At 69.9% G+C, this 11,397-nt stretch carries 14 protein-coding genes and 1 pseudogene; 4 read left to right on the top strand and 11 right to left on the bottom strand.

Features of this window, described 5'->3' with window-relative positions; genetic code table 11:
• Window positions 1-125 precede the first annotated feature (125 nt).
• A pseudogene (locus AB0M47_RS39815) lies at window positions 126-554 on the top strand (Pr6Pr family membrane protein); the annotation flags it as partial.
• Window positions 555-651: 97 nt separating this feature from the next.
• On the opposite strand, the gene rdgB reads toward AB0M47_RS39815, so the two are convergent.
• From rdgB to murI, 4 genes are all read right to left on the bottom strand, one after another.
• A complete protein-coding gene (rdgB, locus tag AB0M47_RS39810) occupies window positions 652-1,287 on the bottom strand; it encodes an RdgB/HAM1 family non-canonical purine NTP pyrophosphatase (protein WP_363423473.1) in 636 nt (211 codons plus the stop codon).
• Window positions 1,284-2,072 carry a ribonuclease PH gene (gene rph, locus AB0M47_RS39805; RefSeq protein ID WP_253760553.1) on the bottom strand — a complete coding sequence of 263 codons (789 nt, stop codon included), beginning with the start codon at window positions 2,070-2,072 and terminating at the stop codon, window positions 1,284-1,286. Before rph ends, rdgB begins: the two co-directional genes overlap by 4 nt.
• Window positions 2,073-2,232: 160 nt before the next feature.
• Entirely contained in the window at window positions 2,233-2,979 is a 747-nt protein-coding gene (locus AB0M47_RS39800; RefSeq protein ID WP_363423470.1) for an MBL fold metallo-hydrolase, read from the bottom strand.
• Window positions 2,976-3,788 (bottom strand): glutamate racemase, encoded by an 813-nt coding sequence (murI, locus tag AB0M47_RS39795; RefSeq protein WP_253760549.1) that lies wholly within the window; start codon window positions 3,786-3,788, stop codon window positions 2,976-2,978. The genes AB0M47_RS39800 and murI overlap by 4 nt, the downstream gene beginning before the upstream one ends.
• A gap of 132 nt (window positions 3,789-3,920) precedes the next feature.
• Between murI and AB0M47_RS39790 the strand changes: the two genes are divergently transcribed.
• Window positions 3,921-4,370 carry a hypothetical protein gene (locus AB0M47_RS39790; RefSeq protein ID WP_363423469.1) on the top strand — a complete coding sequence of 150 codons (450 nt, stop codon included), beginning with the start codon at window positions 3,921-3,923 and terminating at the stop codon, window positions 4,368-4,370.
• 9 nt (window positions 4,371-4,379) lie between these two features.
• Here the strand turns inward: AB0M47_RS39790 and AB0M47_RS39785 are convergent, their stop codons facing one another.
• The 5 genes from AB0M47_RS39785 to clpS form a co-directional block, all read right to left on the bottom strand.
• Complete coding sequence (locus AB0M47_RS39785) at window positions 4,380-5,333, bottom strand: cysteine synthase (protein ID WP_363423475.1); 954 nt, start codon at window positions 5,331-5,333, stop codon at window positions 4,380-4,382.
• Window positions 5,334-5,395: 62 nt separating this feature from the next.
• A complete protein-coding gene (locus AB0M47_RS39780) occupies window positions 5,396-5,710 on the bottom strand; it encodes a MoaD family protein (RefSeq protein ID WP_253760544.1) in 315 nt (104 codons plus the stop codon).
• 59 nt (window positions 5,711-5,769) lie between these two features.
• Window positions 5,770-6,255 carry a M67 family metallopeptidase gene (locus tag AB0M47_RS39775; protein WP_253760542.1) on the bottom strand — a complete coding sequence of 162 codons (486 nt, stop codon included), beginning with the start codon at window positions 6,253-6,255 and terminating at the stop codon, window positions 5,770-5,772.
• A 43-nt stretch (window positions 6,256-6,298) separates the two neighbouring features.
• Complete coding sequence (locus AB0M47_RS39770) at window positions 6,299-6,814, bottom strand: DUF2017 domain-containing protein (protein ID WP_363423466.1); 516 nt, start codon at window positions 6,812-6,814, stop codon at window positions 6,299-6,301.
• Entirely contained in the window at window positions 6,811-7,101 is a 291-nt protein-coding gene (gene clpS, locus AB0M47_RS39765) for an ATP-dependent Clp protease adapter ClpS (protein WP_253760538.1), read from the bottom strand. The genes AB0M47_RS39770 and clpS overlap by 4 nt, the downstream gene beginning before the upstream one ends.
• Window positions 7,102-7,171: 70 nt before the next feature.
• Here clpS and AB0M47_RS39760 point away from each other — a divergent pair, with 70 nt between their 5' ends.
• A complete protein-coding gene (locus AB0M47_RS39760; protein WP_363423464.1) occupies window positions 7,172-8,458 on the top strand; it encodes a nicotinate phosphoribosyltransferase in 1,287 nt (428 codons plus the stop codon).
• 84 nt (window positions 8,459-8,542) lie between these two features.
• On the opposite strand, the gene AB0M47_RS39755 is transcribed toward AB0M47_RS39760, so the two are convergent.
• Window positions 8,543-9,073, bottom strand: coding sequence for an isochorismatase family protein (locus AB0M47_RS39755; RefSeq protein ID WP_363423462.1), 531 nt, complete (start codon window positions 9,071-9,073; stop codon window positions 8,543-8,545).
• An 18-nt stretch (window positions 9,074-9,091) separates the two neighbouring features.
• The gene (locus AB0M47_RS39750; RefSeq protein ID WP_363423460.1) at window positions 9,092-9,928 is read right to left on the bottom strand and encodes an arginine deiminase family protein; all 837 of its coding nucleotides are present in this window, start codon (window positions 9,926-9,928) and stop codon (window positions 9,092-9,094) included.
• 59 nt (window positions 9,929-9,987) lie between these two features.
• Between AB0M47_RS39750 and AB0M47_RS39745 the strand changes: the two genes are divergently transcribed.
• Window positions 9,988-11,277, top strand: a complete 1,290-nt coding sequence (locus AB0M47_RS39745) for an MFS transporter (RefSeq protein ID WP_363423458.1) — start codon at window positions 9,988-9,990, stop codon at window positions 11,275-11,277.
• The last annotated feature ends 120 nt before the right edge of the window (window positions 11,278-11,397 follow it).

Genomic DNA, 11,397 nt, shown 5'->3' with positions numbered 1-11,397 from the left:
CCTCCCTCCCTCCCCCCTCCCTCCCCCCGCCACCTCTCCCCGTTGATCATGGAGTTAACCGAGGTCTCGCCGGTGTGTCGAGACCGGAAACTCCATGATCAACGGGAGAAGCTCTCACCGGAGTCGTCTTCGCGCTGCTGCTGTCGGACCTGACCGCCCAACTGGGCACGACACTTCCCTGGGTCAACACCGTCGTCCACCAGATCTCGCCGGTCGTGCTCTTCCTCGACTGGCTCATCCAACCGCCCCGGCACCAGATTCGGCTGCCGGACGCGTGGAGCTGGCTGGCGTACCCGCTCGGCTGGCTGATCTACACGCTGATCCGGGGCGGCATCGTGGACTGGCACCCGTATCCGTTCGTCGATCCGCGCCCCGACGGCTGGGGCCACGTCATCAGGGCCTGCCTCGCCATCGCGATCGGGATCATCGGATTCGTGTTCATCGTGGTCTGGGCCGGGAACTCCCTGCGGCGCCTCCACACCCGCCTCTCCCCGACAGCAGCAGATCAGGGATCTGAGTCGAATCTTGGGCCAAGATTCGACCTAGATCCCTGATCCAGCCGAAAACGCAGCGCGTGCGGAACGGAGCGAGCGGGGACGGAGCGAGCGGAACGGAGCGTGCGGGGAAAGGCCGGTGCGGTGGGCGTACCAGTCAGGGCTTGAGCTGCTTGGCGATCACCGCGGCCAGCGCCCGGAAGGCCTGGCCCCGGTGGCTGATCGCGTCCTTCTCCTCGGCCGTGAGCTCGGCGGTGGAGCGGGTGTGGCCCTCGGCCTGGAAGATCGGGTCGTAGCCGAAGCCGCCGAGACCACGGGGCGCGCGCAGTAGCCGGCCGCGCATCTGGCCGCTGACCAAGTGTTCCCGGTTGCCGTCACCGCCGGGCAGGACGAGGGCGGCGGCGCAGATGAAGGCCGCGCCGCGCTTGTCGTCGGCCACGTCGTGGGTCTGGTCCAGGACCAGTTCCAGGTTGGCGACGTCCTTGCCGTGCGGGTAGTCGTTGCCGAATCGGCCCGACCAGCGCGCGCTGAACACGCCCGGCATGCCGCTGAGCGCGTCGACGGCGAGGCCGGAGTCGTCGGCCACCGTCGGCAGGCCGGTGTACTTGACCCCCTCACGCGCCTTGAGCAACGCGTTCTCGGCGAAGGTGAGCCCGGTTTCCGGAGCCTCCGGATATTCGGGGACGTCGTTGAGCCCGACCAGTTCGACGCCGACCAGCGCGGGCGACGTCGCGAGGATGCGCCGCAGCTCGTCGAGCTTCTTCAGGTTGCGGGTAGCGAGCAGCAGCCTCATCGGCGGACGTCCCCTCCGAACTTCGCCAGCAGGCTGGACGGCGACAGCGACGGCAGGCCCAGCACCTCGCGCTGGAGGTCGGCCAGCTGCGAGCAGCCGGCCACACCGAGGTCGAGCAGCTGGTTGAGCTGCTTACGGTCGAAGACGCCGTCCTCGCCGGTGCCCTGCACCTCGACGAAGTCGCCGGTCCCGGTGCAGACGATGTTCATGTCGACCTCGGCGCTGACGTCCTCGTCGTAGCAGAGGTCCAGCCGCGCCTCGCCCTTGATGACGCCGACGCTGACCGCCGCCACCGAACGGTGCAACGTGGACTCGACGGTCTGCTTCTTCGCCAGCGCGCCCTTGTTCGCCAGCCAGGTCACCGCGTCGTGGAGGGCCACGTAGGAGCCCGTGATCGCGGCGGTACGCGTACCGCCGTCGGCCTGCAGCACGTCGCAGTCGATGACGATGGAGTTCTCGCCCAGCGCCTTGAGCTCGATGCAGGCCCGCAGACTGCGCCCGATCAGGCGGGAGATCTCGTGCGTACGCCCGCCGATCTTGCCCTTGACGCTCTCGCGGTCGGACCGGGTCGTCGTCGCCCGCGGGAGCATCGCGTACTCGCTGGTCACCCAGCCCAGGCCGGTGCCCTTGCGCCAGCGCGGCACGCCTTCGGTCACGCTCGCCGTGCAGAGCACCCGGGTGTTGCCGAACTCGACGAGAACCGAGCCCTCCGGGTGCATGCTCCAGCCGCGGGTCAACTTCACCGGACGGAGCTCGTCGGCGGCGCGGCCATCGGGTCGGGTCATGCCCGTAACCCTACAGTCGCGCCTTATCCGCCGAAGCGGCCCCCTTTAGACGCCGGACCGCGCGTCTTCGCACCCCGGACCGCCGCGCCTGCAGACCCCGGAATGCCGCGTCTTCAGACCTCGGAACGAGAGCTCGGCGCGCACGCCGTGCAAAGTCGGATCAGACGTCGAAGCGGGCGCCGGGCCGGGCGATCTCCACCGGGCCCTGGAACGCCGCGACCGCCGCCTCCAGCGTCTCCGCCTCGCTCCCCCAGGCCGTCACCAGATGCGTCAGCAGCAGGCGGCCGACGCCCGCCTTGGTGGCCACCTCGCCGGCCTCCCGGCCGGTCAGATGCAGGCCAGGCGGGTTGTCCATGCCGTCGAGGTAGCTCGCCTCGCACAGGAACAGGTCGGCGCCCTGGGCCAGCCGCAGGACGGCGTCGCACACCGCGGTGTCCCCGGAGTACGCCAGCACCCGCCCGTTGTGCTCCAGGCGTACGCCGTAGGTCTCGATGGGGTGGTTCACCCGGTCCACCGTGACGGTGAACGGGCCGATCGGGAAGCTGCCCGACTGCAGGCTGTAGAAGGTGTAGACGTCGTCGAGCGGTCCCTCGTCGGCGCTGTACGCCCCCGCGAGCCGTTCCGGCGCACCGGCCGGTGCGTACACCGGCAACGGCGGGTAGGGGCCGTCCGGGGCGTATCGACGGACCACGACGTACAACGCGGCGTCCATCATGTGATCGCAGTGCAGGTGGCTGAGCACGATCGCGTCGACCGCGTTCAGCCCGGCGTACCGCTGGAGGGAGGACAGGGAGCCCGAGCCGAAGTCGATGAGCAGCCGGAATCCGTCGGCCTCCACCAGGTACGCCGAACACGGAGACTCGGGGCCCGGGAAGCTGCCCGCACAGCCCAACACCGTCAGTCTCATCGAGCCGCTCCCGCGTGATTGGAGTCCGGTAGGGCCGCCGGGAAGTCGCCGAGGAAGCGCCGCGCGAGCCGCTGGAAGGGTTCGTCGTCACCGGTGACCCGCAGCTCGTGGCGCGGGGGCGGGGCGTCGTCGGGGCGCAGCATGTCGTTTTCGACCAGCACCCGATAGACGTCTTTGGCTGTCTCCTCGGCGCTGGACACCAGGGTCACCTGTTCGCCCATCACGAGGCTCAGCATGCCGGACAGGAGCGGATAGTGGGTGCAGCCCAGGACGAGGGTGTCGACGCCGGCCTGCTGTAGGGGTTCGAGGTACGCGCTGGCCAGGCCGAGCAGCGCCCGGCCGGAGGTGATCCCGCGTTCGACGAAGTCGACGAACTGCGGGCAGGCGGCCGCGGTGACGGTCACGTGCGGCGCGGCGGCGAAGGCGTCCTGATAGGCCCGGCTCGTGATGGTGGCCGAGGTGCCGATGACGCCGACGCGGCCGTTGCGGGTCGCTGCCACCGCCCGGCGGACGGCCGGACGGATCACCTCCACCACTGGAATGTCGTAACGCTCCCGAACATCGGCCAGACACGCGGACACGGCCGAGTTGCAGGCGATCACCAGCATCTTGACGTCGGCGGCGACCAGATCATCCAGGCATTCCAGGACATAACGCCGAATGTCGGCCAGCGGCTTCGGACCGTAGGGCACATGCGCCGTGTCCCCCAGATAGAGCAGGCGCTCGTGTGGCAACTGGTCCAGGATCGCTCGGGCTACCGTCAGGCCACCGACTCCCGAGTCGAAGATCCCGATCGGTGTGTCCGTCACGGCTCGGAGCCTACGCCGCGCGCGCCAGCCTTAAGTAAGGTCTGCTCGAACATGTCGCCAAGGTGACAGGCTGACCAGGCACGACTCAACATCCACGCGTTACGCATCACATCCGGCTCCGTTGTGCCAGACGTGGAGACGCGCATCGACACCCTTACCGAAACCCCCGCCCAGGCCCCGGGTGAAAGCCCGGCCGCGAAGTTCGTCCGGGCCCGGGTCGGCTCGCTGACCGTGGTGCCCGCGGCAGCCGAGACGGTACGCCGAAACCCGATGCGCGCCTTGCGGCTACCGGAGCAGGACGACCCCGTGCCCGGGAGCACGCGCATGCTCGGCCTGAGCGCCTGGGCGGCGCTGCTGGTCTTCGTCGGCATGGTGGTCGCGATCCGGGTCTTCGTCGCGATCGTCTTCGAGCCCGGACCGAGCTGGCTGGTGCCGACGGTGATGTCCGTCGGCATCGCCGGGACCGTCTGCGGCGGGCTCGCCTTCGCCACGGTGCACCACCGGTGGCTGCCGTGGGAGCTGCTCGGGGTGGCCTCGCTGCTCCTCGGCGGCAACCTCCTGCTGGTGATCACCCAGCTCTGACGCCGGGGGTCACGCCCAGAGCTGGCCTTCGAGCGCCTCCTCGGCGTCGGCCAGCGTCCCGGTGTACGCCCCGGTCGACAGGTACTTCCAACCGCCGTCGGCGACGAGGAAGGCGACGTCGGCCTTCTGCCCCGCCTTCGCGGCCGCGTGGGCGACCGAGAGGGCGGCGTGGAACACCGCGCCCGTGGAGAATCCGACGAACAGACCCTCCACTTCGACCAGTTGCCGCGTACGCAGCACCGCGTCTTGCGTACCGACGGAGAACCGGCGGGACAGGACGGTGGCGTCGTAGAGCTCGGGCACGTAGCCCTCGTCGATGTTGCGCAGCCCGTAGACCAGTTCGCCGTAGCGCGGCTCGGCCGCGATGATCTGGATGTCGGGGTTCTTCTCACGCAGGTAGCGCCCGGTGCCCATGAGGGTGCCGGTGGTGCCCAGGCCGGCGACGAAATGCGTGATGGTCGGCAGGTCGCGCAGCAGCTCGGGACCGGTGGTCTCGTAGTGCGCGCGGGCGTTGGCCTCGTTGCCGTACTGGAAGAGCATGACCCAGTCGGGGTGCTCCTCGGCGATCCGTTTCGCCGTGGCTACGGCCTGGTTGGAGCCGCCCGCCGCCGGCGAGAAGATGATCTCCGCGCCGTACATCCGGAGCAGTTGGACGCGTTCGGTCGAGACGTTCTCCGGCATGACGCAGACCAGCCGGTAGCCGCGCAGCTTGGCGACCATGGCCAGGGCGATGCCGGTGTTGCCGCTGGTGGGCTCCAGAATCGTCGCCCCCGGGCGGAGCGTGCCGTCGGCCTCGGCCGCGCGCACCATGTACAGCGCGGCGCGGTCCTTCACACTGCCGGTCGGGTTGCGGTCCTCCAGCTTGGCCCAGATGCGCACGTCATCACTGGGCGACAGGCGAGGCAGGCCGACGAGCGGAGTGTTGCCGCAGAAGTCGAGGATCGAGTCGTACCGCACTTCCAGCCTCCTTCAGCACCGCACGCCGGCCCCGGGCCGAAGCCCGCGACCGGCGGCGGAGAGACGGGTCAGCGGCCCAGGTACGCCGCGGCGGCGAGCAGACCGAGCGCGCCACCGGCGACGGCCGGCAGGATCGTCACGGTGTCGCCGTCGCTGACCTTGGCGTCCAGCGAGCCGAGGAAGCGGACATCCTCGTCATTGACGTAGATGTTGACGAACCGGTGCAGCGCGCCCTCGTCGGTGATCAGGCGGCCCTTGAGGCCGGCGTGCCGGGCGTCGAGGTCGGCGAGCAGCTCGGCGAGGGTGTCGCCGGCGCCTTCGACGGCCTTCTGGTTGCCGGTGTAGCTGCGCAGGATCGTGGGAATGCGAACTTCGATGGCCATGACTGTCAAGACTCCTTGAGAAGGGTTACGAACGCGGGACGGGCGAGGAAGGCGGTCACTCAGCCGCGACACTCGTAGTCGACCGTCGTCGGAGTCTGGCCGAACATGTAGGACTGCACGGCGTGCTCGTCCACGCCGCTCCCCACCAGCTTCACTGGTTCCTCAGTCACCACGCCGTCCAGGATACGGAAGGAGCGGACCTCGGTCACCTCTGGCTCACGTGTCGAGACGAGCAGGTAGTGCGCCCCCGGTTCACCGGCGAGCGACACGTCCGTCCGGGACGGGTACGCCTCGGTCGCGGTGTGCGAGTGGTAGATGACCACCGGCTCCTCGTCGAGGTCGTCCATCTCCCGCCAGACCCGCAACTGCTCCATCGGGTCGAACCGGTAGAACGTCTGCGAGCGCTCCACGTTCTCCATGGCCAGGTGCCGGGTCGGCGTGTCCGAGCCGATCGGGCCGGTGACCACGCCGCAGGCCTCGTCCGGGTGGTCCCGGCGGGCGTGGGCGACGATCGCGTCGAGGATCGCCTTGTCGATGGTCAGCACACCGCCAAGCGTATCCGGCGACGGCCTCCGGATGGACCGTGAGCTACCTCATGATCGCGTCGAGCAGCGACTCCTGGAGATACCCCAGGTACGCGTACACGGAGAGCTGGAAGGCCCGAGCCGACTGCACGTCGCGCTCGATCTCCTCGGTCAGCTCCTCGTCGAGGTCGGTCTCGTCGGTGATCCCGAGGCGTACGCCCATCGCGAGGCGTACGTCGTTGATGGCGCGCAGCCACGCCTCGGACGCCTCGGAGTCCAGCCGCACCTCGGCGCCGGACGGCTCCAGCTCATCCTCGCCGGGCAGGGCCGCCAGCACCGCACCGGCCTGGTCGATCTTGCTCGTCTTGAGGTCGCCCTCGGTGAACCGGCGGAAATCGGCGGCCTCCTCCGGATCCTCCGGATAGACCGTCGGGAACAGGCGTACGACCACGGGGTCGGAGTGATCGAAACCCTCGGTCAGCAGGCCGACGACCTCGGACGCGACCCTGCGCAGGACGCGCACCTCATCGAGCGAGAGCGTGGCGACGCATTCCTCGCCGTCCCGGCGGAACAGACTCACCGCTTGTCAACCGTCGCCCAGAGACCGTAGCTGTGCAGCCGGGCGGCGTCGTACTCCATGCGCTCGCGCGCGCCACTGGACACGATGGCCCTGCCCTTCGTATGCACATCCATCATCAGCGTCTCCGCCGTCTCGCGGGAGAACCCGAAGAGCTTCTGAAAGACAAACACGACATATGTCATGAGATTGACAGGATCGTCGTGGACGATCGTGACCCACGGCCGGGATGACTCCGGCTCTTCGGCAGTCTCCGGCCGCTCCACCGGCAGGATCTGGGGCGTGGTCATGACCCCCATCCTGCCACGGGATCGCGGAATCTCACCGTCCCGGCGACGACCGGGTGTGTGCCCGTACGCTGTGAGCGTGCGTGGATCACCCGGGCTCCTCACCGACCAGTACGAACTCACCATGGTCAGCGCCGCGCTGCGGGACGGGACGGCCGAACGGCCGTGCGTCTTCGAGGCGTTCGGCCGCCGGCTGCCCAACGGCCGCCGCTACGGCGTGGTCGCCGGGACCGGCCGGCTGATGGAACTGATCTCCCGGTTCACGTTTGATCCGGACGAGATCGCCTACCTGGTCGACCGGGGCATCGTCGACCGGACCACCGGCGACTGGCTCGCCGACTACAAGTTCACCGGCGACATCGACGGGTACGCCGAAGGCGAGCTGTTCTTCCCGGGTTCGCCGATCCTGACCGTCAGCGGCACCTTCGCCGAATGCGTCGTGCTGGAGACGCTGATCCTGAGCGTGCTCAACCACGACAGCGCGATCGCGGCCGCCGCCGCCCGGATGGTGACCGCCGCCCGGGGTCGCCCGATCATCGAGATGGGCTCTCGGCGTACGCATGAAGAGGCGGCCGTCGCGTCCGCGCGGGCGGCGTACCTGGCGGGGTTCGCGTCGACCTCGAATCTCGCCGCCGGCCTGCGGTACGGCGTGCCGACGGCGGGCACCGCCGCGCACGCGTTCACGCTGCTCCACGACGACGAGACGACCGCCTTCGCGTCCCAGGTCGCCGCGCTGGGCACCGAGACGACGCTGCTGGTCGACACCTATGACATCGCGCAGGGCATCCGCAACGCGGTCGCGGTGGCCGGGCCGACGCTGCGGGCGATCCGCATCGACTCCGGCGACCTGTCGGTGCTGGCTCACCAGTCCCGGCAACTGCTGGACGAGCTGGGCGCGCCCGATGTGAAGATCATCGTCAGCGGCGACCTCGACGAGTACGCCATCGCCGCCCTCGCGGCTGAGCCGGTCGACGCGTACGGCGCGGGCACGGCCGTCGTCGTCGGTTCCGGCGCGCCCACCGCCGGGCTGGTCTACAAGCTGGTCGAGGTGGCCGGTCGCCCGGTCGTGAAGCGGTCGGAGAACAAGGCGACCGTCGGCGGCCGCAAAACCGCCGTACGCCGGCACAAGCCGACCGGCACGGCGACCGAGGAGATCGTCTGCTCGCAGGGCGCACCCGAGGCCGAGCCGAATGATCGGCTCCTCCAGCGGGCGTACGTCGTGGGCGGCAAGATCGCCGAGTCGCCGACCCTGGACGAGTCGCGCGAGCACCTGCGACAGAACCTCGTCTCCATCCCCTGGGAGGGGCTGAAGCTATCGGCCGGCGACCCGGCCATCCCGGTCACCTTCGTGACTGCCTGACGAGCCGCCTGACCAGCGGCGGGGCGGGAATCCTCATGATCAGCGGAGTTTTCGTGGCGCCATGACCCACGAAAACTCCGTTGATCACGAAACGTGCGCGCCCGCAGCCGACAGATCAGCCAGAGCGGTCTCCCGGGACTCCGAAGCGACCGCAGCGGTGAGCCCCAGCAGCACGGTCGTGTCGAAGCCTTCCCGCACCGCGTCCAACGCCGTGGCGCGTACGCAGTAGTCGGTGGCGATGCCGACGACGTCCACTTCTGTCACGTTCCGCATCCGCAGCCAGGCGGCGAGCCCGATGCCGTTGGCGACCCCCTCGAAGCCCGAGTACGCCGCCGCCTCCTGGCCCTTCAGGAAGACGGCCTCGACCTTCTCCGTCTCCAGCTCGGGGTGGAACTCGGCGCCGAACGTCCCGGCCACGCAGTGCGCCGGCCACTCCTCGAAATGGGCGCCCGGGTCGACGTGGTAGTCCTTCGTCGCCACGACGTGGTCGTAGTCGTTCGGTCCGGCCAGCGTCGCGGAGATGTCGCGGGCGACCTGCTCGCCGCCGGTGACGGCCAGCGAACCGCCTTCGCAGAAGTCGTTCTGCACGTCCACGATGATCAGCGCACGGCTCATCACCCAATGATCGCACTATCAGGCGCGCAGCAGCGGACGTGTCAGACAGGTCGGCCCGCCGTCGCCCTTGGCCAACTCGCTCGCATCGGCCTCGTGCACCTCGACACCCCGCGCACGCAGGGCTGCTGTGATCCGCGGATTGCCCGCGAAGATCACCACGACGCCCGGCCGGACGGCGAGGATGTTGCAGCCCAGCGTCCCGTACTCCGCGTCGTCCACCTCGACGGTCGCGATCCCCCGCTCGGCCAGCAGCTGGAGCAGCGGCACCGGCATGATCTTCGGATACACCACGGCCAGGTCGTCGGCGATCGGTGAGATGCCCGACATGAGGTGCAACACGTGCGCCGGGCCGCGATCGTGCGGCAGGTCGACGGACACCAGCTCCTGCCCCTCCGCCGCCAGCCACGCGCGCAGCTGATCGTGGGCCCGCTGGTTCGTGCGATAGCCCCGCGCCGCGACGACCAGGTCACGCGCGACCCAGCACACGTCGCCGCCGTCCATCACGGAGTCTTCGGCCAGCTTTCCCACCACTGGTACGCCCAACGCCGCGACCAGTTCCGCGCCTTCGTTCCGGCGTACCGGTTTGGCCGAGCGGAACTCGACGACGCCGGAGCCGATGACGAACGCCGGATCGTAGGCGAACACCGCGTCGACCTGCTCGGGCGCCGCGGGCAACAGATCCACCCGCACACCCAGGTCGGTGAGCAGCTGGGCGAACCCATCGTGCTGGCGGACGAGGAGGTCGGGGTCGGGGATCCGCCAGCCCGCCCCGGCGAAGTCGCCGGTCGTGGCGGGCCGTCGCAGCGCAGCCCGGCGCAGGTCGGAGACGGAGGAACGGACACCGAAATCAGCCATGACCCGGATGGTATTCGGCTTGCGGTCTTGTCACACTCGCCGGGCATGATAGGAGCGCTATGAGCCTCACACCTTACCGCCACGTCCTCGCCCTGCCCGGCGTACGCCCGATCCTGCTGCTCGGGCTGATCGCGCGGATCCCGATGACGGCGATCGGCATCTCGTTCACCCTGCACACCGTGCTGACCCTGCACCACAGCTACGGTGCGGCCGGTCTGGTGACGACGGTCTATACGATCGCGGCCGCCGTCTCGTCCCCGCTGATGGGCCGGATGCTCGACCGCGGCGGCGTACGCCGAGTGATGGCCATCACCGGTGGGGCGCAGCTGGTCATCTGGTTGGTCGCCCCGACCCTCGGGTACGCCGGACTCCTGGTGGCGGCGGCCTTCGCCGGGCTCTTCGCCATCCCGATCTTCGGCCTGGTCCGGCAGTCGATCTCCGCGCTCGTCCCGGACGACCAGCGGCGACCGGCGTTCGCCCTGGACTCGATGGGCGTGGAACTGTCCTTCATGGTCGGTCCGGCGGTGGCGGTGGCCGGGGCGACCGCGCTGTCCTCCACGCTCACCATGTACGTCCTCGGTGCGGCGATGGTGCTGGCGGCCGTCGGGGTCTACTGGCTCAACCCGCCGATGCGGTCCGAAGCCGAAGAGGCGGCCGCGGAGCAGGTCAGGATCCCGCGGCGGCAGTGGTTGCGGGGGCCGGTGCTCGCCGTGCTCGCCACCGCGACCGGCATGACCGTCATCCTCAGCGGCACCGACATGGCCGTCGTCGGCATCCTCCGCGAAGCCGACGCGACCTCGTCCACCGGGCTCGTCATCGCCTTGTGGTGCGCGTACTCGCTGCTCGGCGCGCTGATCTACGGCGCGCTGCACCGGCCGTTCTCGCCGCTGGCGCTGGTGGCCGTCATGGGTCTGCTCACCATCCCGATCGGGCTCTCGCCCAACTGGCTGTGGCTGTGCGTTCTGCTCATCCCGGCCGGGCTGCTCTGCGCGCCGTCGATCACGGCGGGCAACGAGGCGATCACCCGGCTGGTCCCCGCGACCTCCCGGGGCGAGGCGATGGGCCTGCAGGGCTCGGCGATGACGGCCGGGGTCAGCCTGGGCGCGCCGTTCGCGGGGTTCGTCGTGGACTTCGCCGGGCCGGGCTGGGCCTTCGCCGCCGTGGGCGCGGCCGGCATCCTCGTCGTGCTGGCGAGCCTGCCGCTCTACCGCCGTCCGACGCCCGCTCTGGAGCCGCTGGTGTCCTCGGGCACGGAGCCGTCGGCGTCCCCGGACACCGCCGGAAAGCCGGTCACCGTGTCGCAGGTCACCGAGCCCGTCACGGAGCCCGCTTCCGCGTACAGCGCCTGACCGGGTTCAGCGCCACCGGGTTCAGCGCCACCGGGTTTAGCGCCTGAGCAGGGCGGGTAGACCGCCGCGGGGGCACAACAAGCGCCGCGCACCCTCCCGAGTGCGCGGCGCTTTGCCGAC

It is taken from the genome of Hamadaea sp. NPDC051192 (assembly GCF_040682475.1).
Classification (GTDB): domain Bacteria; phylum Actinomycetota; class Actinomycetes; order Mycobacteriales; family Micromonosporaceae; genus Hamadaea; species Hamadaea flava.
This window is presented reverse-complemented; position numbering and strand designations above follow the sequence as displayed.